The organism is Paenibacillus sp. J31R98, assembly GCF_056269245.1.
In genome coordinates this window covers 554,741-577,148 of record NZ_JBWDNO010000001.1, presented here as the reverse complement: position 1 = coordinate 577,148, position 22,408 = coordinate 554,741, and the positions used below count along the sequence as shown (strand labels likewise).

At 52.1% G+C, this 22,408-nt stretch carries 22 protein-coding genes; 1 reads left to right on the top strand and 21 read right to left on the bottom strand.

Going from position 1 to position 22,408, the window contains the following annotated elements; genetic code table 11:
- Positions 1 to 4 precede the first annotated feature (4 nt).
- Complete coding sequence (locus tag AC0YNX_RS02630) at positions 5 to 1,849, bottom strand: DAK2 domain-containing protein (protein ID WP_475814087.1); 1,845 nt, start codon at positions 1,847 to 1,849, stop codon at positions 5 to 7.
- Between the two features lie 16 nt (positions 1,850 to 1,865).
- A complete protein-coding gene (locus AC0YNX_RS02625) occupies positions 1,866 to 2,225 on the bottom strand; it encodes an Asp23/Gls24 family envelope stress response protein (protein WP_475814086.1) in 360 nt (119 codons plus the stop codon).
- Between the two features lie 220 nt (positions 2,226 to 2,445).
- Here AC0YNX_RS02625 and rpmB point away from each other — a divergent pair, with 220 nt between their 5' ends.
- Positions 2,446 to 2,634 carry a 50S ribosomal protein L28 gene (rpmB, locus tag AC0YNX_RS02620; RefSeq protein WP_475814085.1) on the top strand — a complete coding sequence of 63 codons (189 nt, stop codon included), beginning with the start codon at positions 2,446 to 2,448 and terminating at the stop codon, positions 2,632 to 2,634.
- 108 nt (positions 2,635 to 2,742) lie between these two features.
- Here rpmB and spoVM read toward each other — a convergent pair whose 3' ends face one another.
- The 19 genes from spoVM to AC0YNX_RS02525 all read right to left on the bottom strand — a co-directional run bounded on the left by spoVM (position 2,743) and on the right by AC0YNX_RS02525 (position 22,294).
- Positions 2,743 to 2,823, bottom strand: a complete 81-nt coding sequence (gene spoVM, locus AC0YNX_RS02615) for a stage V sporulation protein SpoVM (RefSeq protein WP_010345573.1) — start codon at positions 2,821 to 2,823, stop codon at positions 2,743 to 2,745.
- Positions 2,824 to 2,987: 164 nt separating this feature from the next.
- Positions 2,988 to 3,260 carry a hypothetical protein gene (locus AC0YNX_RS02610; protein ID WP_475814084.1) on the bottom strand — a complete coding sequence of 91 codons (273 nt, stop codon included), beginning with the start codon at positions 3,258 to 3,260 and terminating at the stop codon, positions 2,988 to 2,990.
- A gap of 12 nt (positions 3,261 to 3,272) precedes the next feature.
- The gene (gene rpe / locus AC0YNX_RS02605; protein WP_475814083.1) at positions 3,273 to 3,917 is read right to left on the bottom strand and encodes a ribulose-phosphate 3-epimerase; all 645 of its coding nucleotides are present in this window, start codon (positions 3,915 to 3,917) and stop codon (positions 3,273 to 3,275) included.
- Position 3,918: 1 nt separating this feature from the next.
- A complete protein-coding gene (gene rsgA / locus AC0YNX_RS02600; RefSeq protein WP_475814082.1) occupies positions 3,919 to 4,911 on the bottom strand; it encodes a ribosome small subunit-dependent GTPase A in 993 nt (330 codons plus the stop codon).
- Positions 4,832 to 7,006 (bottom strand): Stk1 family PASTA domain-containing Ser/Thr kinase, encoded by a 2,175-nt coding sequence (pknB, locus tag AC0YNX_RS02595; RefSeq protein WP_475814081.1) that lies wholly within the window; start codon positions 7,004 to 7,006, stop codon positions 4,832 to 4,834. Before pknB ends, rsgA begins: the two co-directional genes overlap by 80 nt.
- Before the next feature lie 5 nt (positions 7,007 to 7,011).
- Positions 7,012 to 7,767, bottom strand: coding sequence for a Stp1/IreP family PP2C-type Ser/Thr phosphatase (locus tag AC0YNX_RS02590; RefSeq protein WP_475814080.1), 756 nt, complete (start codon positions 7,765 to 7,767; stop codon positions 7,012 to 7,014).
- A 6-nt stretch (positions 7,768 to 7,773) separates the two neighbouring features.
- Positions 7,774 to 8,820, bottom strand: coding sequence for a dual-specificity RNA methyltransferase RlmN (gene rlmN / locus AC0YNX_RS02585; RefSeq protein WP_475814079.1), 1,047 nt, complete (start codon positions 8,818 to 8,820; stop codon positions 7,774 to 7,776).
- Between the two features lie 133 nt (positions 8,821 to 8,953).
- The gene (rsmB, locus tag AC0YNX_RS02580; RefSeq protein WP_475814078.1) at positions 8,954 to 10,456 is read right to left on the bottom strand and encodes a 16S rRNA (cytosine(967)-C(5))-methyltransferase RsmB; all 1,503 of its coding nucleotides are present in this window, start codon (positions 10,454 to 10,456) and stop codon (positions 8,954 to 8,956) included.
- Positions 10,453 to 11,397 carry a methionyl-tRNA formyltransferase gene (gene fmt / locus AC0YNX_RS02575; RefSeq protein ID WP_475815162.1) on the bottom strand — a complete coding sequence of 315 codons (945 nt, stop codon included), beginning with the start codon at positions 11,395 to 11,397 and terminating at the stop codon, positions 10,453 to 10,455. Before fmt ends, rsmB begins: the two co-directional genes overlap by 4 nt.
- A gap of 4 nt (positions 11,398 to 11,401) precedes the next feature.
- Positions 11,402 to 11,887, bottom strand: coding sequence for a peptide deformylase (def, locus tag AC0YNX_RS02570; protein ID WP_475814077.1), 486 nt, complete (start codon positions 11,885 to 11,887; stop codon positions 11,402 to 11,404).
- Positions 11,888 to 11,915: 28 nt separating this feature from the next.
- The gene (gene priA / locus AC0YNX_RS02565) at positions 11,916 to 14,438 is read right to left on the bottom strand and encodes a primosomal protein N' (RefSeq protein WP_475814076.1); all 2,523 of its coding nucleotides are present in this window, start codon (positions 14,436 to 14,438) and stop codon (positions 11,916 to 11,918) included.
- Positions 14,435 to 15,658 carry a bifunctional phosphopantothenoylcysteine decarboxylase/phosphopantothenate--cysteine ligase CoaBC gene (coaBC, locus tag AC0YNX_RS02560; protein ID WP_475814075.1) on the bottom strand — a complete coding sequence of 408 codons (1,224 nt, stop codon included), beginning with the start codon at positions 15,656 to 15,658 and terminating at the stop codon, positions 14,435 to 14,437. Before coaBC ends, priA begins: the two co-directional genes overlap by 4 nt.
- Positions 15,659 to 15,749: 91 nt before the next feature.
- Positions 15,750 to 15,959, bottom strand: a complete 210-nt coding sequence (gene rpoZ / locus AC0YNX_RS02555) for a DNA-directed RNA polymerase subunit omega (RefSeq protein WP_475814074.1) — start codon at positions 15,957 to 15,959, stop codon at positions 15,750 to 15,752.
- A 13-nt stretch (positions 15,960 to 15,972) separates the two neighbouring features.
- Entirely contained in the window at positions 15,973 to 16,590 is a 618-nt protein-coding gene (gmk, locus tag AC0YNX_RS02550) for a guanylate kinase (protein WP_475814073.1), read from the bottom strand.
- A 14-nt stretch (positions 16,591 to 16,604) separates the two neighbouring features.
- On the bottom strand, positions 16,605 to 16,865 hold the full coding sequence (gene remA / locus AC0YNX_RS02545; RefSeq protein WP_020615370.1) for an extracellular matrix/biofilm regulator RemA: 261 nt from the start codon (positions 16,863 to 16,865) through the stop codon (positions 16,605 to 16,607).
- Positions 16,866 to 17,173: 308 nt separating this feature from the next.
- Complete coding sequence (locus AC0YNX_RS02540; RefSeq protein ID WP_475814072.1) at positions 17,174 to 19,036, bottom strand: bifunctional homocysteine S-methyltransferase/methylenetetrahydrofolate reductase; 1,863 nt, start codon at positions 19,034 to 19,036, stop codon at positions 17,174 to 17,176.
- Positions 19,037 to 19,065: 29 nt separating this feature from the next.
- Positions 19,066 to 19,896: a diaminopimelate epimerase gene (gene dapF, locus AC0YNX_RS02535; RefSeq protein ID WP_475814071.1), complete on the bottom strand. Its 831-nt coding sequence runs from the start codon at positions 19,894 to 19,896 to the stop codon at positions 19,066 to 19,068.
- Positions 19,897 to 20,486: 590 nt separating this feature from the next.
- On the bottom strand, positions 20,487 to 21,185 hold the full coding sequence (locus AC0YNX_RS02530) for a class I SAM-dependent methyltransferase (protein ID WP_475814070.1): 699 nt from the start codon (positions 21,183 to 21,185) through the stop codon (positions 20,487 to 20,489).
- Between the two features lie 83 nt (positions 21,186 to 21,268).
- On the bottom strand, positions 21,269 to 22,294 hold the full coding sequence (locus tag AC0YNX_RS02525; protein WP_475814069.1) for a MerR family transcriptional regulator: 1,026 nt from the start codon (positions 22,292 to 22,294) through the stop codon (positions 21,269 to 21,271).
- Between the last annotated feature and the right edge of the window lie 114 nt (positions 22,295 to 22,408).

Here is a 22,408-nt window from a genome sequence, read left to right as displayed (position 1 = left end):
CCCCCTATTCCACTGCAAAAAGATATGGATAAAGCGGTTGACCGCCAGCATGCACTTCAAACTCAGCATCGTCAAACGTTTCCTTCGCCCACGCGATGAATTCGGATGTTTCCGCTGGATTTGCCTGCTCGCCAGTCAGAATCGTGACGAGCTCGCCACCGTCCTGAAGCATGCGAGTCAGCAGCGCTTGGCATGTCTCTTGCAAGCTAGCAGACGAGGCTACAATCGACTTCTCCATGATGCCGATGTAATCGCCCTCTTGGATCGTGATGTCGTCGATCTCTGTGTTGCGAACCGCATTGGTTACCTGGCCGGAGCGGACATGCTTGGATGCGGAACTCATCGCTTCCGTATTCTCCTCGGCTGTTCCTTCTTCTTTGAACGCCAGCACGGCTGCAAGACCTTGAGGGATTGTCTTCGTCCCGATTACGGTTACGTTCCGATCCGTCAATTCAGCGGCTTGCTGAGCAGCCAGAATGATATTGCCGTTGTTCGGCAGCAAGAAGATATGTTCAGCCGCGAGAGAATCAATTGCATTGACGAAGTCTTCTGTAGACGGGTTCATGGATTGTCCGCCGGATAACACGACGTCAACGTTGTTATCGAGGAAGATCGAGCCGATGCCTTCGCCCATCGCAACTGCGATGATGCCGAACGGCGCCCATTCATGCGCTTGCTCTGCGGAGAGCGATGTCGCCTGAGTGCCTGTCAGCACTTCGGATACGGCGAGCCCGAGCGCTGCTTCTTCCACGATCGCTGTCTCATGAAGTGTATCGCTGGAAGCTGCAGTGCTGTTCAGTTCAACCGTCTCTTCGTGGAGTAGATCACGGTGCTGCTCGCGCATGTTCAAGATATGAATGTCGGTCAACTCGCCGTACGGAAGCGCGTAGTTCAGCACATCTCCCGGTTTGCGCGAATGGACATGAACTTTAATAATATCGTCATCGGCAATAACCAGAATGGAATCGCCGTCTCTGCTGAGCATGCCTTTGAACAAGGCTTCGTCGAACCGAAGTTTACTGCGGTCTCCCAGCTTGCGGTTAATAAAGAACTCCATATCGTATAGGAATTCGATATCTTCGGTCTCCAGGCGCGATTGCGCGCTTGCATTCGCGTGTGCAGGACGCTGTGGCGCAGGCGCGGTGACAACATGCGCTTGCAGATTCGCTGCCTTGAACAGTTCAGGGAAAGCCGCTTCCGTTCCGAGTGAATGATCAGCGTTAATCCCTTGCTCTTCTTTAATCGCACGCAAGTAGCCTTCGTAGATGCACACGAGGCCTTGACCGCCGGAATCAACGACGCCTACCTGCTTCAGGACCGGCAGCAAGTCAGGCGTGCGGGCTAGCGATTCATTCGCTTTCTCCAGCACTTCCGTCATCAGCTCTGTCATGTCATTCGTGCGCTTCGCATAGAACACTGCATGCTTCGCTGCATCTTTGGCTACAGTAAGAATCGTTCCTTCAACAGGCTTCACGACTGCTTTGTACGCCATGTCTACACCGTTCTGCAAGGCAGCCGCAAATTGATTCGTATCAATCTGCTCTAATTGGCCTATGCTCTTCGAGAAGCCACGGAACAGCTGCGACAGAATAACACCCGAATTGCCGCGAGCGCCCATCAATAACCCCTTAGAAAGCGCTTCCGCAACTTTGCCTACTGCTGGAGAAGGCTTGCTTTGCAGTTCCCGTTTGCCGGAGGTCATCGTTAAATTCATATTCGTTCCGGTATCGCCATCTGGAACCGGGAACACATTTAGCGCGTTAATGCGCTCTACATTGTTCTGTAAGTTTTCCGCTCCGCTCAGAACCATTGCTATAAAATCCGAGCCGTTAATAAAGCGTTTAGTCAAACGAAATTACCCCTTCCTACCGAGATACCCGTACGCCTTGGACAAAAATATTGACGACGTCTACTTTGACGCCGAGAACCTCATTCATCACATATTTCACTTTGGATTGAATGTTATGTGCGACCTCGGATATTTTTGTGCCGTAGCTCACGATGATGTACAAATCTATGTGTAAGTAATCGTTCTCTCGGTGGACTTCGACACCGCGCGACAAGTTATCTCGACCAAGCAGCTCGGCAATGCCGTCTTTCAGCTGCTTTCTCGAAGCCATACCTACCAGTCCATAACAATCCATAGCCGCCGAACCGGCAAGGACGGAGATGACATGGTCCGTAATGAAAACACTTCCGATTTCCGAATTGATCTGCAGAGGCATGGATACCACTCCTTCACCGTTATTATTATGGACTAAATAGCATTGTACTATAAATAACGACGTTTTTGAAGTCCAGAGCCCGTTTTTCGACCATATTCTACATCATAAGCGTTTTCTTAGGTTATATTCATAATAAGCTTATGCTTGATGAATGCATGGACATATGATATTATATTGGAGTCTGTTTGTTTGCAGTGAATCTTCAAGGGAGGTGTATTCCATGTCTCGCAAATGTTTCATTACGGGCAAAGGTCCAGGAGTAGGTAACAATGTCTCGCACGCTAACAACAAAACTCGCCGCTCTTGGGGCGTTAACGTACAGAAAGTTAGAATTCTCGTTGACGGCAAGCCAAAACGCGTTTATGTCAGCACTCGTGCTCTGAAATCCGGCAAAGTTACTCGTGTATAACGGCATAAAGCCATGGACAAAAAGCACCTGATTTCGATCAGGTGCTTTTTTGCATGTTCAGCCACTTCGTCGCACTCCGTTCTACGAGAAGCTGCCTGCATCCGTTGCTCAGTTCTTCTGAAACGTATTCAAAATCGCCTTCACAAAGCCTCCCAAAAACTTCGGCAGCTTGATGGTGTAAAATTTCATGCTCCACCCCTCCTGAAAGTTTTGCTGGCAGCAAAACTTCTGTTCACTCCATCCGTAACAGCTCTCTCACCTTCCAAATAAAAAAGGTTACAAGAACGTTCGTTCATGTAACCATCCTATGCGATAGATGACTGTCCTATTCCTGCGGGACAGTAGTTCCAAGGTCAAGCTGCAGACGGCAGCGACTGGTTCTTGGTATAGAGGACAATAGCGATAACCAGGGTGAAGAAGATAAAGAAGAACAGCGCAAAGATCACGAAAGTGATCCGTGAACGCAGCGATGCGGACCGCTTGAAATAGAAGATTGCAATGACAATTGCAATCAATGAGAAGATCATATTAATGCCGCTCTTCATAAATGGAAAGATCGAGAGCGTGAGTCCACAGCCAGCGCTGTAAAGGGCCATCCAGAGCCCTTTCTTCATATTGTCGCCCATGATGTCCCCCCTTTAGCGCAAAGCCGCGATAGCAGCCGCACGATCCCGTTCTGTGAAGACTGCATTGCCTGCCACGAGCACATTCGCTCCAGCTTCAGTTACTAGAGGCGCTGTAGTCGCATTGATGCCGCCATCGACTTGAATGAGCATATCGCCCAATCCGCGCGGTTCCAGCATCGCACGCAGCTGCCTGAGCTTCTGAATCGACTGAGGGATGAACTGCTGCCCACCGAAGCCCGGGTTCACCGTCATAATAAGGACCATATCAAGATCGTCCAGAACATGCTCCAGAACGCTTAGCGGTGTCGCTGGATTAATCGCTACGCCAGCTGGAAGACCTGCTTCCTTGATTTGATGGATAACGCGGTGCAGATGGACGCAAGCCTCCGCATGGACCGTAATCCGATCCGCGCCTGCTGCGACATAAGAAGCAATATGCAGCTCCGGACGTTCAATCATGAGATGAACATCGAACGTTAGCTTCGTTGCAGGACGAACCGCTCCGATGACGATCGGGCCAAATGTTAACGTCGGCACAAAATGACCGTCCATGACATCGATATGAATCCAATCGGCGCCGGCACGTTCAACGTCTTTAATCTCTTCTGCAAGTGTCGCGAAATTCGCCGACAGAATGGATGGTGCAATGATAGACATTTCAGTACCTCCGCTTTTTCTCTTTCATTTCAGCCATGAAGATCTCATAGTTGCTGTAGCGGCTTGGAGCGATCTCACCTTTCTCCAGCGCTTCTCGGACGGCACATTCCGGTTCATGAAGGTGTGTGCATCCGCGGAATTTGCAGGAAGAAGAAAGCTCCTTCATTTCTCTGAAGCAGCTGCCCAGCTCTTCAATGCCAAGCTCGGCAAAATCCAGTTGGCTAAAGCCAGGTGTGTCTGCAACGTATCCGCCGCCAATATCAATAAGCTCTACATGACGTGTTGTATGTTTGCCCCGGCCGAGCCGGTTGCTAATTGCATTCGTTTCCAGCGTCAAACCCGGAACGAGGGCGTTAAGGAGCGACGACTTGCCAACACCGGATTGGCCTGCGAACACCGCAAGGTGCCCTCTCAGCCGTTCAGACATTGCCGTCGTCCCTTCGCCTTGCTTGGAGCTAGTCACGAGCACTTCGTAGCCAATCGGCTCATAAATACGCAGTACATCGCTTAGAGCCTTCCGCGCTTCTTCCGTTTCTTCGCCATCTTCCGTCAAATCCTGTTTACTGAGACAAAGTAACGCGTCAATACCTGCATGCTCGATATGAACGAGGAACTTATCGAGAAGCTGCAGATTAAGCGTCGGTTCGGTCACCGAGAAAACGAGAACAGCCAGATCAATATTCGCAACTTGGGGACGAATGAGTTCCGAAGTACGAGCCGCGATCGAATTGACCGCGCCTTCGCCGTTCTCCGTCTCTTCGAACTCCACGACATCGCCAACTAGCGGCGATTCGCCCCGCTTCTTGAATATGCCGCGCGCTCTGCACTGAATCGGCGGCTCATCAGAAGCTGCATCAAGCGGCCGCACGTAGTAATAGCCGCTTAATGCTTTGACGATTCGCCCTGTTTGCTCTTTATTGCCCTGCTGTTTGGTCGGCCGGCTGTTGCTCTTCTGTGTTCGCTGGCTGCTCGTTTGTGGTGTTCGTATTGCCATCAGTTGGACTCTCCTCGGTTTGTGCCGGCTGATCAGCTGGCGGCATTTCAGTGCCTGGCACCGTCTCCGGCGCCCCTTCAGCTCCCGACTTCACATCCTCATACGTCTTGGAGAACGTATCGGTAAACTGCTTATCACGATAGATCGTGACACTTGCTTCCGTATTCGGGCTCAGAACAACCTTGACCGGGAAGGTCTGAGTATCTTTGATTTTGCGTTTGCCCCATTCAATATTCTCGCCGCGAGCATCGGTATACGTAATCCGAATCTCGCTTGTCTTGCCCGCAACCGCTGGAGAAATAACAATATTGAACGTATATTCCAGCGCCTCTTGCGGCAAGCCCGAGCTTACGGTCAGCGTGATCGCTTCACCAGCAGATACCGCAGCTTGCGGATCGAACGGATACTGTGCGATAACGGTACCTTCCGTTTTATAGCTTGGCTCCCGAACGATGTCGGCTTCGTTAATCTTGAGTCCCTTGGACTTCAAGAGCGCGATCGCCTCTTTCTCCGACAAGTCAAGCAGCTTCGGCATAGGGAACGTCTCTTTGCCTTGGCTTACCGTGAAACTGAATTTGGCAGTCTTCGGATCGTATTGTTCTCCGGAAGCCGGCGTTTGCTCGAGAATGATTCCTGGCGTCTCATCGCTGAACACTTCGTGCTTCTCAATATTCTCTTCTGCTACACCAAGGCTAACGAGGGCATTATACGAATCTTCGTAGCTCTTGCCTTGATAATCGTTCACCGTTTCAAGCTTCGGCCCCTTACTGACATAGAGCTTGATAAACGAGCCGACCTTCACTCGCTGGTTCGGCTTCGATTGCTCGTAGACCACATCTTTGGCCACATCTTCTTTATCCGTGTAGATCGATGGCTCCTCAACCTTCAAGCCAGCTGCTTCAAGTGTTGTCCGCGCTTCCGCCTCTGTCATATTGACGACATACGGCACGTCGACTTCCTTAATATCGAACCAGCTGAGTACTTTCATTGCTCCCCAGTAGACCAGAGCAATAACGAGGAATGTAATGAGCACAGTCACGACAGGCTTGACCCATCTTTTCTTACGAGTCTCAGCAAGTCCATCGGAGTTCCAACGGTCAGCTTTATCGCTGTCATCATCCGGTTTCGCAGAAATCTGAGCAATTTCCACCGGCTCTGTCATCGAAGCTACAGTCGAAGCTTCGAGTTTATCCACAATGCTGCCCCGAATCGCAGGCATGACGCGAGTCTCGTCGAAATCCGGATTACCGAACGTGATCTTCGGTTCTGTCAGCCGTTCTGGGTGCAGCGCTGTTTCCAGGTCATTCAGCATTTCGGAAGCCGATGTATAGCGTTCATTCGGATTTTTGCGCATCGCTTTAAGGATGATATTCTCTACACTTTGCGGTATGTACGGATTAATGGCGCGCGGCTCCGCGAAGTTTTCCTGCAAGTGCTTCAGTGCAACGCTAATTGGGCTTTCGCCTAGAAACGGCAGCTTCCCCGTAACCATCTGGTAAAGTACGATACCGAGTGAGTACAGGTCAGATTTTTCGCCGGTGACGACACCCTTTGCATGCTCTGGCGAGAAATAATGCACCGATCCTACAACAGAACCAGTCTGCGTAATCGTCGAGGACGTCACTGCACGCGCGATGCCGAAATCTGTAACCTTCACACGTCCGTTCTTCCCAATGAGAATGTTGTGCGGCTTAATATCGCGATGGATGATTTGGTTATGATGCGCATGATCTAGAGCATCGCAGATTTGAGTCGCAATTCGAACAGCCTCATCCGCCTGAAGCGGCGCACGTTCTTTAATGATTTCATTCAAATTGTTGCCTTCAACATATTCCATGACGATATAATGCGTATCGTCTTCCTGCCCAACGTCGTATATGCTGACGACATTGGGATGCGACAGCGCGGCAGCCGATTGCGCCTCGCGTCTGAAACGGCGAATAAATTCTTCGTCATGCACGAACTGCTGACGCAGCACCTTCACCGCAACATTGCGGTTCAGCAGAATGTCATGGGCTTTGTAAACAAGCGCCATGCCGCCTCCGCCGATACGCGTTATAATTTCGTAACGTCCGCCGAGTTCATGTCCTATCATGTCGATCACTCCTCTTGCTTTGTGTCTTCGGCATGATGCAGCAGAATGACCGTGATATTATCGTCTCCGCCGGCTTGCAGGGCAAGCTGTAAGAGTTTCTCTGCCTTCTGATCCAAGCTTAGTTCATTCTGCTCCAAGGTACCTATGATTTCGGAAGGACTGACCATTGTCGTCAACCCATCGCTGCACAGCATCAGCACATCATCCTCGCGCCAGCCCGTGCAAATAATGTCCACTTCCACTTGCTCGTCTGTTCCGAGCGCTCGTGTTATGACGTTGCGGCGCGGGTGTGTTGCCGCTTCTTCAAGCGTAATTTGACCGGACTTCACTAGCTCATTGACAAGGGTATGATCATCCGTCAATTGCGTGAGCACTTGGTCCCGCCATTTATATACCCGGCTGTCGCCGATATGACCTATAACTGCATTATCATCTTGAATAAGTGCGGCAACGACCGTCGTACCCATATTATGGTACTGCTCGTTGCTTGAAGCCGTTTCATAAACAGCTTCATTCGCTTGCAGAATCGCTTGGCTCATTAATGTCTTGCGCTCTTCCAGCGTCAGCGTGGCAGGGATGCCTTCCAGCGCTTCACGGAAAGTATCAACAGCGAGCCCGCTGGCAACTTCGCCAGCCTTATGCCCGCCCATGCCATCGGCAACAATCGCCAGGGCGAGGCCGGAATCTAATAGTTCCGACCACGCTGTGTCTTCGTTAATTGTTCGAATTCGCCCAACATCACTTCGATAAGCGATTATCACAACTCATCACCCCGCCGTAGACTCCATATGTTTAGCACGAAGCTGTCCGCACGCCGCTGCGATGTCGTGGCCTTGTTCTCTGCGGATTGTTGCATTAATTTTGTTTTTCTCCAAAATGCGGTGGAACTCGAAAATCTGTTCACGCGGCGTGCGCACATAATCCCTCTCCGGTACGTGATTGACCGGGATAAGGTTCACATGGCAAAGCATACCTTTGAGCACTTGCGCGAGTTCTTCGGCATGCTCGCTCTGGTCGTTTACGCCACCTATCAACGCGTATTCGAACGTAATCCGGCGTCCGGTCTTCGCGATGTAGTTCCGGCAAGCTTCCATTACTTCTTCGAATGGGTAGCGGCGGTTAACCGGCATCAGCTTGGAACGAAGTTTGTCGTTCGGCGCATGGATCGAGATCGCAAGATTGATCTGCGTGTTCTCTTCCGCGAATTTGTACATGCTCGGAACGATACCGCTTGTCGACACCGTAATGTGGCGCTGTCCGATGTTAAGCCCTTTCTCGTGAATCATGAGACGCAGGAAAGTCATCGTGGGGTCATAATTCTCGAATGGCTCGCCGGAGCCCATGATTACGATGCTCGATACGCGTTCATTCGTTGCGTCAAGCAATTGCTGTGCGACAACAACCTGAGCGACAATCTCGCCTGCAGTCAGGTTGCGCTTCAAGCCCCCAAGGGTCGATGCACAGAACGTACAACCGATTCGGCAACCGACTTGCGTTGTGACGCAGATGCTGTTCCCGTAGCTGTGCCGCATAATAACCGTCTCGATTGCATGGTTGTCATGCAAGCCAAACAAGAATTTCACCGTACCGTCTTTTGATTCGAAGCGTGTAATTTCAGTTAGCGTGACGAATTGGAAATGCTCGCCCAGCTTCTCGCGAAGTCCCTTCGACAGATTGCTCATCTCTTCGAAGTTCTTCACGCGTTTCACATAGAGCCACTCGAACAGCTGCGTGCCGCGGAATGCGGATTCGCCGTTCTCTTTCATCCAATCTTGTAGCTGCTCTAACGTATAGTCATAGATGAATGGTTTCATCAGATTGCACCTGTTTCTTTTGAAAATATTGACGCTGCCAAGCCTAATACTGCAAGGTTAGCGCCTTTCGATTATTTTACCACAAACGCCCATAACAGACCACTTTGTGCTGTCATGGGCGTTATTTTGCTTGCTACGACTGACGCGTCAAACGCGCGATAAAAAAGCCGTCGCTGCCGAATTGCTGCGGCAGCAGCTGCACCATGCCGCTGAAAGGCTCAGCGATGGCATGCGCCTCCTGCAGAGGGCGAAGCACTTGCGCCGGCCACTCTGCATCGAGCTTGTAGGCCGGATGGCGCTCGAGGAACTTCGCCACTTGGCGCTCGTTCTCTTCACGCTCGATCGTACATGTACTGTACACGAGCGTGCCGCCAAGGCGAACGAGCTTCGCCGCCTCATCCATAAGCCGCTCTTGCAGAGCAGCAATCGCATGGACATCTTCGGCGCTCTTCGTCCATTTGATCTCCGGCTTGCGCCGGATGACGCCAAAGCCGGAGCAAGGAGCATCAAGCAGCACCACATCGAAGCTGCTTGGCTCGAATCGAGAAGAAAGTTCAGCCGCATCGCCTGTAACCGCCTGTACAGAGGTCAGACCGAGCCGCGTCGCTTGCTCTTCAATGAGCTGCTTCTTATGCGGATGCACGTCATTGGCGATGACCTGTCCGCGATCTTCCATCAACTCTGCTAGATGCGTCGTCTTCCCGCCAGGAGCCGCGCAGCAATCAAGCACTTTCATGCCCGGCTTCGGTGCGCACACTTCAGCGACGAGCATCGAACTCTCGTCTTGCAGCGACCAGAGCCCGCTGCGATAGCCCTCGGTGCCCGCGATATTACCCGCGCCGCTTACAATAAGCGCATGCTCGGACAGCTGCGAGGGCTCTACGGACGCCTCTCCTCCGCTTGCTTCTGCAAGCATCGAAGCCGCTTTGTCGCGAGACAGTCTAAGCGGATTGACGCGCACGCTATTGTGCGGAGGCTCATTGCCTGATGCGCAGATCTGCTCGGTGATCGCTTCGCCATAGCTGTCGATCCAGCGCTTCACGAGCCAGTCCGGATACGAATATGTGATGCCGATCCGCTTCACTGGATCAGCGATAACAAGCGGTTTCTTGAACTCTGCCAAACTGCGTTCCATATTGCGGAGCACGCCGTTCACCATACCCGAGATGCCGCTATGACCGCGACGCTTCGCAATGACCACCGCTTCGTTGACGGCTGCATGCGGAGGAATCCGGTCAAGCATTAGAAGTTGATAAGCGCTCATGCGCAGCAGCACGAGTACCCAAGGCGTAAGCTTGTTAAAGCCTTTTGTCACCAGCTCGCTAAGCCGTTCATCCAGCAGCCGCTGGTGCTGAATCGTGCCATATACCAGCTCTGTTGCAAGCCCTGCATCCTGCCTCGACAGCTGCGCGTCTTGCAGCGCACGATTAAGCTGCAAATTGCTATAGGCGCCGGCTTCCGCGACTTTCACAAGCGTCTCATGCGCGACTTCGCGTGCAGTCTTCTTACGCTGAGGCTGTTGCTGCTGCTTATTCTGAGGCTTCTTGTTGCGATTGCCTCGCGCAGCAGCGCCAGCTCCTCCACCAGACTTCGCGCCTGCTGAGCCGCCGCTTCCCTGCTTGTCCCGACCGCTCACGCTTCACCTCCGCCGAACACCGTACCCGCCTCAAGACGCGCACCTTTCAGCCATTCCACAGCGTTCATCGCTTTCTTCCCAGCCGGTTGAATAACCGTCAGAAGAAGCGCCTCTTCGCCTGTCTGGACGACAATGCCTGCGTCCGTCGTTTCGAGCACCGTGCCCGGCTCAGCCTTCGTACGGCTCTGGTCTACCGGCTTGCAGCCCCATACCTTGAACGGCTCGCCATTCCAGATCGTAAAGCCACCAGCCATCGGCGAAAGTCCGCGAACTTGGTTATAGATTGCGCGGGCAGGACGGCTCCAGTCGATTCGCTCATCTTCACGCGTTAAGTTCGGTGAATATGACGCTTCATCATGATTCTGCGGAACTGCTTGAACCGTCCCTGCTTCTATGCTCGGAAGTGTCTCGCGCAGCAGCTGCGCACCTGCGATAGTCAATTTCTCAAACAACGTGCCCGACGTATCTTCATCCGAGATCGGCACTTCCACGACGCTAATCATATCGCCCGTATCAAGGCCTTCCGCCATATACATAATCGTGACGCCTGTCACTGTCTCACCGTTGATAATGGAGCGCTGAATCGGAGCGCCGCCGCGATACTTCGGCAGCAGCGAGCCGTGAACATTAATACAGCCTAGGCGAGGAATTTCCAGTACCGCTTTCGGCAGTATCTGTCCATACGCGGCGGTTACAATAAGGTCCGGTTTGATCGCCGCAATCTGATCGACTGTCTCCGATCTGCGAAGTCGCTCAGGCTGAGCAACGGGCAGACCGCGCAGAAGCGCCGCATCCTTGACCGGAGGCGGCGTCAACGTTTTTTTGCGACCTTTTGGCCGATCTGGCTGAGTGACGACTAGTTCAACTGTATGTCCTTCTTCCAAGATCGCTTCCAGCGATGGAACGGCGAACTCGGGTGTACCCATAAACACAATACGCATCTGATCACTCTCCGTCTTGACGCTGGCGAGCTGATACATCATAGATCGATACGGCAATGTCTGTGAATAGAATGCCGTTCAAATGGTCAACCTCGTGCTGGAATGCACGAGCCAGGTAGTCCGTTGCTTCGATTTCAATCGGATTGCCGTCGCGATCCTGACCTTTAAGCTTGATGTGCTGAGCACGTTTCACCTCGCCGTTCAGCTTCGCGATACTGAGGCAGCCTTCCGGTCCGAGCTGCTCGCCGGATGCTTCGATAATTTCCGGATTGACCATCTCGATGAGGCCGTTATCGTCACCGACATCGACAACGATGACTCGTTTGGAGATGCCTACTTGCGGTGCTGCAAGGCCTACGCCTTCCGCATCATACATCGTTGCCGCCATGTCATTGAGCAATTTATGCAAATTGGAATTAAATTTCGTTACTTCAATAGCCCGCTCTCGCAGAACCGGATCTGGATCTTGAACAATCAGTCTGATCGCCATAGTAGAGTCCCCCTATTTAACATTCATGTTATAAAATCATTTGTGGATCGACATCCACGCTAATCTGAACTGGAGGCTGCCCTTGCGGCCCCGAGAGCTGGCTGATTGCCTGCTTCAGAAGCTCGTTAGCGTTCACATTTCCACGATATTTTACCATACATTGAAAACGATATCGATCTTTCATCCGCGGAATAGGCGAAGCGACAGGTCCCAGAATATCGATAAAACGAGTACCATCGCTATCCATTGAACCCTTGATTCCTGATTCATATGCGAGCTGGCGCAGCGCTGATGCCAATTTTTCGCCTGTCGTGATAAGAAGCGGCAGCTGCTCATCAGAGAGCGTTACCACGATAAGCCGGCAAAATGGCGGGTAGCCCATAAAGCGCCGATGCTTCAGCTCTTCTTGCACGAAAGCCGCATAATCATGATGCTGCGCTGTAACGATAGCATAGTGCTCGGGGTTGTACGTTTGGACAACGACTTCGCCCGGCAGCTCATGCCTGCCCGCGCGTCCCGCAACTTGGGTCAGCAGCTGGAACGTCTTCTCCGCAGACCGGAAGTCCGGAAGATGCAGAGAAGTATCCGCGGCAATAACGCCAACTAACGTAACGTATGGAAAATCGAGCCCTTTGGCTACCATTTGCGTGCCGAGCAGCACATCTGCTTTACGTTCGCCGAACATGGTCAGCCACTTCTCGTGGGAGCCCTTCTCGGTCGTCGTATCAACATCCATCCTAATGACCCGGATCCCTGGGAACAGCTTCGCCAGTTCCTCTTCCACGCGCTGCGTGCCTGTTCCGAAGAAGCGGATATGCTCGCTCTCACAAGATGGGCATTTCTCCGGCGCTTGCTCCGCATGACCGCAATAATGACAGCGTAGGACGCGTGATTTCTGATGATAGGTCAGCGAAATATCGCAGTGCGGACACTGCGCGGTATACCCGCAGGAACGGCACATTACGAACGTCGAATAGCCTCTTCGGTTCAGCAGCAGCACGGACTGCTCGCCCCGCTCAAGCCGATCAAGCAGCGCTTCATGCAGCTGCCTGCTGAACATCGAGCGGTTGCCGTTCTTCAGCTCATCGCGCATGTCGATGAGATGCACCTTCGGCATCGGCCGGCCGCCGACCCGGCTAGGCATCGGCAGCAATGCTGCGCCGCTTGATGCCCTTGCTGCCGTCGCGTCGTTTGCTTCGCTGCTGGCGGATACGACTCGCGAAGCCGCCGCGAAGCTCTCCAGCGACGGCGTCGCTGAGCCGAGCACAACGGCAGCGCCATGCTGCCTTGCTCTTCTCACCGCGACATCACGCGCGTGATACTTAGGTGTTTCCTCTTGTTTATACGAGGATTCATGTTCTTCATCTATAATGATGAGGCCGATCCGATCAAAAGGCGCGAAAATCGCGGAGCGTGCGCCAACTGCAACCTGCGCGCGTCCCTCGCGGATTTTGCGCCATTCGTCATATCGTTCTCCGTTTGATAATCGGCTGTGCAGTACAGCAACGAGATCGCCGAAGCGGCCTTTGAACCGCTCCACCATTTGGGGGGTCAGCGAAATCTCCGGTACGAGCACGATCGCCTGCCTCTCATGCTGCAGGCTGCGTTCAATCGTTTGCAAATACACTTCTGTCTTACCGCTGCCGGTTACGCCATGCAGCAAGAAGACGCGAGACTGTTCCGCATCCAGCGAAGCGGCAATCTCTTCATACACGGCTTGCTGACCTTCTGTTAGCGATAGCGGCACCGTACGTTTGAACTCGCGGCCTGCGTACGGGTCACGGCTCTGTTCCATCTCTTGAATCGTGAGCAAGCCTTTCTCCGCGACAGCGCGAACGGTGCTGGACGTCGTCGACAGCGCTTCAACAAGCGCCGTCATCGCAATTGGCTCGCGGTGTTCCAGCATGTAACGGAGAACTTCCTGTTGCTTCGCCGCCCTAGCCGGATAATTCGCCAGTGCCTCAAGCGCGAGGGCTTCATTGTCGGGTGGGAAGACGGTTAGTACTTTCCGAACGGACAATCGGTCCCGAATCGTAACTTGCTCCGTTAACAGCCCCTGCTTGACTGCTGCTTTGATGGCAGCAGCGTCTTCTGGATACCTCTCCTGGAGCGCAGCCATTCGCATTGAACCGCCATTAAGACGTATGTATTGAAGCCAAGGCTCTTCGAAGACCAAGCTGCTCTCCAGCTCCTCTTCTACAAGCGTGACGACGGAATCTGCTTTTCCTTTCAAAGCAGCAGGAATCATCACTTGGAGCGCAGACGTCATCGTGCAGCAATATTTATCGCTAATCCAGCTTGCAAGCTCGACAAGATCTGGCGATAGCGGAGGAATATGGTCGAGCAGCTCAGCAATTGGCTTGAGCTTCATCACATCAATATCGGCATAATCCGTAATGCCGACCACGAACCCCTGCAGCACGCGTCCGCCGAATGGGACGCCAACTCGGCTGCCAACTTCCACCCAGCCTAACAGCTGCGGCGGGATTTTATAGTCAAAAGGCCGATCCGTTGCCCGGCTCGGCACATCGACAATGACTTTCGCGATCATTCCGCGGCCCCCTTAGCCCCCTGGGCCGCTTTCATCCTCTGCGTAATCATCGTCATCAGCCTGTCAGCCACTTCACGTTTGCTCAGCATGGGCAATGACAAGGCAAGTCCTTCTTCGCCGAAGATCTGAACAATGTTCGTATCAACATTAAAACCAGCGCCGGCTTGCGACACATCGTTGCCGACAATGAGATCACAATTCTTGCGCTTCAGCTTGTCCATTGCATAGTGCTCTAATTGCTCTGTTTCCGCGGCAAAGCCAACCAAGAACTGATGCGACTTGCGTTCGCCGAGCGTCTTCAAAATATCCGTTGTCCGCTCCAGTTCAAGTACGAACTTCTCGCTGCCCTTCTTGATCTTCGTACTCGCCTTCGTCACTGGACGGTAGTCCGCTACAGCAGCTGCCTTGATAACGAGATCCGCTGTCTCATACCGCTCAAGCACAGCCTGCAGCATATCCTCGGCTGACTCGACATAGACCGTGTTCACGCCAGCTACAGGCGCAGCTGTTGTACGCGCTGCAATGAGAGTGACGTCTGCGCCTCGATTCGCCGCAGCTTCCGCTAACGCAAACCCCATTTTCCCCGAAGAATCATTGGTCAAATAGCGTACGGGATCAAGCCGTTCCATCGTTCCCCCCGCAGTAACAAGCACCTTCTTGCCTTTAAGCTCTTGGCTCTGGGCGAACCATTGCTGCACCGCAAACACGATATCCTCCGGCTCAGCAAGCCGACCTTTCCCAACGTATCCGCAAGCTAGCAAGCCTGTTCCCGGTTCAACGTAACGAACGCCTCTCTCCGCCAAAATATCCATGTTGCGTGCAACCGCAGGATGCTCATACATATGGACATTCATCGCAGGAGCGACCATGATCGGTGCTGTCGTGGCGAGGAGCGTCGTGCTGAGCATATCATCTGCCAATCCGTTCGCCATTTTCGCCAATATATTAGCAGTCGCTGGTGCGACTACGACCAGATCCGCGCTATCGGCAACATTAATATGAGCGACGACCGAAGGATCGAACTCATCGAATGTATCTAAGTAGACCTGATGCCGAGACAATGTCTGCAGCGTCAGCGGTGCAATGAACTTCGTCGCCGATTCGGTCATGATGACGCGAACCTGCGCACCTGCCTGGACTAATCTACTGCAGATTGTTGCCGCCTTGTAAGCCGCAATTCCGCCGGAAATCCCAAGCACAATCGTTTTGCCTTGCAGCATGACAGCCCTCCTCTCAAGTTCGCATACATTCAGACGCTAAAAAAATAACAACCTCAAGGGTTGTTATTCGTTGCCATCATGTCTTTCCTAGTTAGTCCTTCTTGTTAAGCGTACTCTCTACAACAAGGATATCTTGATAAATCTCTTCAAGCGCCACACCAACGAACTTGTGCGACTTCGGCGAACGGATATCCGTCTTGCTTCCGTCTCGCAACATTCTTGCACGACGGGATGCTGCAACAACAAGGGAATACTTGCTGTCAACCTTCTTCATCATTTCATCAATAGATGGATATAGCATTTTCCTTCACCTCTTATGCTTTCTCAGAAGCTTCTTTCACTTCTTCAAGCTGCTCGATAAACCGTTCTTTCCGGCAATGCTCGGCTACAATAATGGATTGAATGCGATGACAAGCCGCGTCAATTTGATCGTTAACGACAGCATAATCGTAATAATGAATAAGGTTCATCTCTTCCACCGCAACGTTCATGCGATGGTCGATAATATCGGCATTCTCCGTACCGCGTCCTGTAATGCGCGATTTCAGCTCATCGAGTGATGGCGGCACCAAGAAAATAAAGACACCTTGTGGGAATTTCTCCTTGACCTTAAGTGCGCCTTGCACTTCAATTTCAAGAATGATATCTTTGCCCGAAGCAAGCGTGCGTTCCACGAAATCACGAGGCGTGCCGTAGTAATTGCCGACATACTCTGCAAATTCGAGCAGCGCATCCTTCGCAATCATCTCTTGAAACTGTTCTTTCGTCTTAAAAAAATAATTGATTCCGTCGGTCTCACCTTGGCGAGGCGACCGTGTTGTCGCAGATACCGAATAAACAAGATCATTCTGCTTATGCCGCAGTTCTGCGCAAACCGTACCCTTGCCTACGCCAGAAGGGCCCGAAAGTACAATTAACAATCCTCTTTTCATATAACTCCCCGTCACTATTCGTCGTGATCGTCATCCTTGGTCGATAGTCTGTGCGCAACGGTTTCCGGCTGCACAGCCGATAGAATAACGTGATCGCTGTCCGTAATAATAACAGCGCGTGTGCGGCGTCCATATGTAGCGTCAATCAGCATATGTCGGTCGCGTGCCTCTTGAATAATACGTTTAATCGGTGCCGATTCAGGGCTTACAATCGAAATGATCCGATTGGCGGAAACGATGTTTCCGAAACCGATATTAATGAGCTTAATGGCCATTTAAGTTCCCCTCCGGTATCTCTCGTGCATAAGTATGCAATAAGAACACGATGTATAGATAAGCGCAAGAATGATGGAGTCGAATCCCCTGCATATCCCAAATGAATTGGTAGAATATTGCACTATTCTTGACGAAAAAAGTCCGGAGCATACGTAACCCAGCCGATTAAACCCGTCCATTAAGACACTTGGTCAGGTCCCCTATTCTAACGCATTCGGGGCGGCATGGCAAGTGCATCCAAGGTCTATTCTAATCCATTTTGGACAGACGAACAAGTGTTAAAGCGTAAACAGGAGAAATTACGAGCTTACCTCGTTAATTTGCTCGTTTTTCGCCAAACATAGTCGGTCAGCTTAACCGTCATCTCATAGAACATAAACGGAGTTATTAGATAGATGCCTTTGAAATGTTCCAGCGCTGTATCCAGCAATTCTTCTGCGATTCTTACGCCTTCAGCGCGTCCTGTCTCGCCCTCAAGCCCTGCCATCCGCTTGCGGACTACGTCCGACAATTGAATGCCGGGCACTTCATTATGAAGATACTCGGCGTTCCGACCGCTTGCGAGCGGCATGATGCCGATGAACACCGGAACGGACAGATGCTTCGTCGCTTCCGCTACACGAATGATCAATTCTTTATCATAGACAGGCTGCGTCATAATGTAATCCGCGCCGGACTCGATCTTCTTCTCTAGACGCTGGATCGCCTTGTCCAAATACTTGACGTTCGGATTGAATGCTGCTCCCGTAACGAATTTCGCTTTCTGCTTGAGCGGTTTGCCGGAGAAAGCAATCCCTTCATTCAACTGCTTGATCATGCGGATCATCTCGAATGAAGTGAGATCATAGACCGAGCTGGAATCCGGCAAGTCGCCGAATCTTGCAGGGTCTCCGGTTACAGCAAGAACATGGTCAATGCCGAGCGCATCGAGTCCCATCATATGAGACTGCGTACCGATGAGATTACGATCTCGGCAAGCGATATGGACGAGCGGTCGGATGCCTGCTTGCTGCTGTACGAGCGCGGCAAGGGCGATATTGCTCATGCGCGTGACCGCCAAGGAGTTGTCTGCCATCGTAACGGCGTCTGCCTTCACTTCAGCGAGCGCTTTGGCGCCAGCCATAAACTTCTGAATATCGAGATCACGCGGCGGGTCCAGCTCGACGATAACCGTGTGCCGTTCCTTGACGAGGTCGACTATGTTCGGTTCCAATTGTACCGGCGGCGTGAATGAGTCTTTGATTTGAATCGATTCTGTTTGTACGGCTGAAGCTGTTTCGCGAGTTTCAACAGCGAGCTGCGGCACATAGCCATTAAGTGCAGCCGAGATCGCCGCAACATGCTCAGGCGTCGTCCCACAGCAGCCTCCGATAATGCGCGCTCCGCGGTCTGCGAACTTCCGTGCCGATTCTGCAAAATACTCCGGCGATGCTGTAAACGTATATTTACCGTCCACATAATCCGGAATACCTGCATTCGGGAATACCGAGAGCGGCAATGGAATGTCGCCTACAATCGCGTCGATTGCGCGGAGGATGCCGTTCGGGCCGCTGCGGCAGTTAAAACCGACCACATCTGCTCCAGCTTGCTTCAACTGCTCGAATGCTTCCGCGAGCGGCACGCCGTCTTGCGTGACAGCGTCCTTCTCAACCGCAAATTGGGTAATGACCGGCACATCCGATAACGAACGCGCGATGCGAAGAGCTAGCAGAGCCTCTTCCAGATCATAAAACGTCTCAAGCAGCAGTCCGTCGGCACCTTCTTGTAACAAGGCATCCATTTGCTGACGGAACAGCTGCTCAAGCTGCGCTTCTGCTATATTTTTACGCTTGCCCGCTCTTATCGAGCCTACCGCACCGACTACATAAGCATCGCTGCCGACCGCTGCCCGTGCAATGCGAACGCCTGCCCGGTTGATCGCTTCAACTTCGCTGTCCAAACCATAGTTCGAGAGACTAGCAAGGTTGGCTGAGAATGTATTGGTTTCAATTACGCGTGCCCCTGCTTCATAATAACGGCGGTGCACATCTTCGATGACATGGGGACGAATCAAATTAAATTCTTCGTATGAAACGCCGACAGGGAACCCCATCCCATACAGGTAGGTTCCCATCGCGCCGTCCCCGGTCAAGATGCGCTTCGAGAGCGCTTCTCTTAGATCCGGTTTCATATTCATAAACTCCTTCTTCTATCGCTTGCTTACACCGTGCCGCGGAACACTTCTGCTGCCGGACCACTCATATATACGTAGTTGCTTTCTTCATCCCATTCAATCAGCAGGTCGCCGCCTTTAAGCGATACGGTTGCTGTACGATCAGTGTAGCCGTTTAACACCGATGCTACAACTGTTGCGCAAGCGCCAGTTCCGCATGCCAGCGTAGGGCCTGCGCCGCGCTCCCATACACGCATATCCGTGAAGTCTTTCGAACGTACCGTTACGAATTCCACGTTGATTTTGCGCGGGAAGAGTGGATGTACTTCGAGCTTCGGCCCCCATGTTGCAAGGTCGAAATTCACTGCATCGTCAACATAGATGACGCAGTGCGGGTTGCCCATCGATACAGCTGTGAACTTGAACTCACGGCCGTCCACTTCGATGGATTGGTTGATCACCGGGTTGGCATCGATCGTCGTCGGCACTTTCAAGCCTTCGAGAATTGGTTGGCCCATGTTCACGCGAACAAGCACCACTTTGCCATTGTCGACTGTCAGCTGCACTGCTTGCACGCCAGCGCCGAGCGTCTCAATCGTGAGTGATTCTTTATCTGTTAAGCCATTATCGTAAACGTACTTCGCTACGCAGCGGATTGCGTTGCCGCATTGCTCCGCTTCCGAGCCGTCCGAATTAATAATGCGCATCCGGAAGTCCGCTTTCTCTGAAGGCAAAATATATACAAGACCGTCTGCACCGATGCCGAAGAAGCGGTTGCAAAGCTGTTCTGCGAGCTGTGCTACGTTATCTGGTAATTGCGTTTCCCCTGCTACGACGATGAAGTCGTTTCCTAGTCCATGCATTTTCGTAAAGTTCATCTACTCGCACTCCCCTGAAAACTATTGTTGCAACCATTATAATTTATTTAGTGTACTTTAATCTTTGCATTTTTGGAACACTTCCTTGTACTCATCCTCATAAGCTTCCCCCTAAATCCCCCTTCCCGAAGGGGGACCCCAAGGGTTTCACCCTCTGGACACCCGAATGGGATAACGTTGGAGCTAGAGAGAAGCGCGGTTGAGATCATACGTGCTAGCCTCGTTTACGTCCCTCGCGGGACCCACTTTGACGTTTGGCGCTCGCGAGCTACCTGGTGTCCCGCCTTCGCGGGACCATCGGAACGTGTGGAGTTAGAGAGATGCATTGGAGTGAGGTGAGTGCTGGGGCTCGTTTTCGTCCCTGGCGGGACACACTTTAATTTGAGAGCGGAAGGGATGTTGAGGATTACCAGGGGAGCGGCTTTGCCACTCCCGGTAATCTTGGGGCCGCCTAGTCTTACTGGCGGATAGGTTAGTTGGTAAAGCGAAGAGCAAGTGAAAGATTACACCGGAGAGGCTGCGCCACTCCTCGTAATCTTGCCCCCCTTCCCTCGGCGGAAAAGACGTAACCCTACCGACCTTGCACAACCTCAAAACCTTTTCCACCATACCCCCGTCCATTCAGGGACGGTCGTATTGCCGCTTGCTGCGACTTCGCCGCTGATTGCTTCGCCGAAGAAGAAGCTTGTAAGAGCAATCGCTTCTTCTATCGACTCGAACTGATAGTCTGTTCGAATCGCGATATGCTCGAAACCATATTGCTGCTCGAGAGCAGAGTAGTAGCTCGTTAAGAAATCCGGCGGACTTGGCTGCTCCGTGCCTGTGCCGAAATTTTCGAAGATAATCACTGCGCCCCCTGGACGAATAACACGACGGATTTCAGCGATAATACGCTCCAGTTGTTCACGCCAGTCTGCTACGTTGGAGCTTGTTGAGTAACAGATTGTCCATCCAGCTGTTAGAAGGTCGACAGAATGGTCGGACATTGGCATTGCATCGTGATACCCAACTTTCGTCAGCCAATTCTCAGCGCCTTTGCCGCGAAGCTTGGCTGTTGCGATTTCTAGCATCGCCGCCGAGGAATCAATGGCAACAATTGAACGGACTAGTGGAGCGAGCAATGTTGTCAATCTCCCCGTGCCAGCGCCGAGATCGGCTGCGTTTAGATCAGAAAGGTTTGGACAGATTTTGCGAATCGTTTCCAGCAGGTTGTTTGTGACATCTTCCCTTGAAACCAACAGATCGTACCGCTCAGCTTCGGTTTGGTAAATCTCATCATGATTCGGCATTCATAAGCACTCCTCTAAGTTTAAGTAACTCGCCTCTTCACCTTAGAAGCTGACTTAAGGTTAAGGTCAATACCCTCGACGACCTAATGTTTGCGAACCGCATAAACGACATGAATCCACTCATTCACAGCATGCTGAACGGTTATGTAATCATGAGCATGGAACCATTCAAGCAGCTTCGTTCGATTAATAGGATGCTTGCCGTTTACCTTTTCCATTGCATACGCTTCGTCCACACTGATGCCTTCGTACATAAGACCTGCCACGCAGATCCGTCCGTTCGGCATTAACACTCGGTCCATCTCCGCAAAAGCCAGCTCCTGCTGCTTGGCATCCAGATGGTGCAGAGCGAACGCCGATACGAGGAACGAGAATTGTTTATCCAGATAAGGCAGCGCCAGCGCGTTGCCAAGCTTCGTTGCGATGGAGGGAAACTTCTCTCGGCACCGTGCAAGCATCTCCTTCGACTGGTCTATCGCCGACATTATCGCTCCGCCAAGCTGCAATCTTCCCGCCAAATTCCCAGTCCCTGTGCCAATATCCAGTCCTTCCTCGCCCTGCTTCGGAGCGACCCATTGCATGATAAAATCAAGCACTGTCTCATATTCGCTCTGCGATAATGACGATCCGCTAGACAGCAAAGCCGGCGAGCCATCAAATCCAGCCGCGATTCGGTCGAAATTCCAAGTATCCTTCCACGTCGATACACTTTCATGAATGAGCTGCAAATCGCCGGAGAGCTGGAACAAATCATCGAGCACAAGCGTCTGCTTCATTTCCAGTCGCGCGATCAGCTCATCAAGCGACCCGATGATATGCTTCCAGTTCGTCCATTTCTCATAGAGCGCCATTCGCTGCATTTCCAGATAGTGATGAACAGATGCATCGTCGCCTTCATCCAGCTTCTCCATCAACGCTTTTATTTGCTCCAAGCTTAGTCCCATCTCGCGTAGTGAAGCGATAGTTTGCAGCCGCCATGCATCTTGATCCGAATAATAGCGGTATCCATTATCCTCACCGCGTGCCGGGCTGAGCAACCCTTTCGCTTCGTACAATCGGATTGCTCTCGGCGTTATATGAAGCTTCTGCGCCAGTTCATTGATTTTCATATATCCCGCTCCACCTCTTCCTAATAAACAAGTATAAACGATAACCTTAGGTGAAGGTTAAGCGAAACGAGCAGCGCAAAAAAAGCCAGCGACCAGCGCTGGCTTTCCTGTATG

Bases quoted from the DNA above. Each gene is read 5' to 3' on its own strand.
- AC0YNX_RS02625 (WP_475814086.1), bottom strand. From the start codon at position 2,225: ATGCCTCTGCAGATCAATTCGGAAATCGGAAGTGTTTTCATTACGGAC.
- rpmB (WP_475814085.1), top strand. From the start codon at position 2,446: ATGTCTCGCAAATGTTTCATTACGGGCAAAGGTCCAGGAGTAGGTAAC.
- spoVM (WP_010345573.1), bottom strand. From the start codon at position 2,823: ATGAAATTTTACACCATCAAGCTGCCGAAGTTTTTGGGAGGCTTTGTG.
- AC0YNX_RS02610 (WP_475814084.1), bottom strand. From the start codon at position 3,260: ATGGGCGACAATATGAAGAAAGGGCTCTGGATGGCCCTTTACAGCGCT.
- rpe (WP_475814083.1), bottom strand. From the start codon at position 3,917: ATGTCTATCATTGCACCATCCATTCTGTCGGCGAATTTCGCGACACTT.
- rsgA (WP_475814082.1), bottom strand. From the start codon at position 4,911: ATGGCAATACGAACACCACAAACGAGCAGCCAGCGAACACAGAAGAGC.
- pknB (WP_475814081.1), bottom strand. From the start codon at position 7,006: ATGATAGGACATGAACTCGGCGGACGTTACGAAATTATAACGCGTATC.
- rlmN (WP_475814079.1), bottom strand. From the start codon at position 8,820: ATGAAACCATTCATCTATGACTATACGTTAGAGCAGCTACAAGATTGG.
- fmt (WP_475815162.1), bottom strand. From the start codon at position 11,397: ATGCGTATTGTGTTTATGGGTACACCCGAGTTCGCCGTTCCATCGCTG.
- def (WP_475814077.1), bottom strand. From the start codon at position 11,887: ATGGCGATCAGACTGATTGTTCAAGATCCAGATCCGGTTCTGCGAGAG.
- priA (WP_475814076.1), bottom strand. From the start codon at position 14,438: ATGATCGCGAAAGTCATTGTCGATGTGCCGAGCCGGGCAACGGATCGG.
- coaBC (WP_475814075.1), bottom strand. From the start codon at position 15,658: ATGCTGCAAGGCAAAACGATTGTGCTTGGGATTTCCGGCGGAATTGCG.
- rpoZ (WP_475814074.1), bottom strand. From the start codon at position 15,959: ATGCTATATCCATCTATTGATGAAATGATGAAGAAGGTTGACAGCAAG.
- gmk (WP_475814073.1), bottom strand. From the start codon at position 16,590: ATGAAAAGAGGATTGTTAATTGTACTTTCGGGCCCTTCTGGCGTAGGC.
- remA (WP_020615370.1), bottom strand. From the start codon at position 16,865: ATGGCCATTAAGCTCATTAATATCGGTTTCGGAAACATCGTTTCCGCC.
- AC0YNX_RS02540 (WP_475814072.1), bottom strand. From the start codon at position 19,036: ATGAAACCGGATCTAAGAGAAGCGCTCTCGAAGCGCATCTTGACCGGG.
- dapF (WP_475814071.1), bottom strand. From the start codon at position 19,896: ATGAACTTTACGAAAATGCATGGACTAGGAAACGACTTCATCGTCGTA.
- AC0YNX_RS02530 (WP_475814070.1), bottom strand. From the start codon at position 21,185: ATGCCGAATCATGATGAGATTTACCAAACCGAAGCTGAGCGGTACGAT.
- AC0YNX_RS02525 (WP_475814069.1), bottom strand. From the start codon at position 22,294: ATGAAAATCAATGAACTGGCGCAGAAGCTTCATATAACGCCGAGAGCA.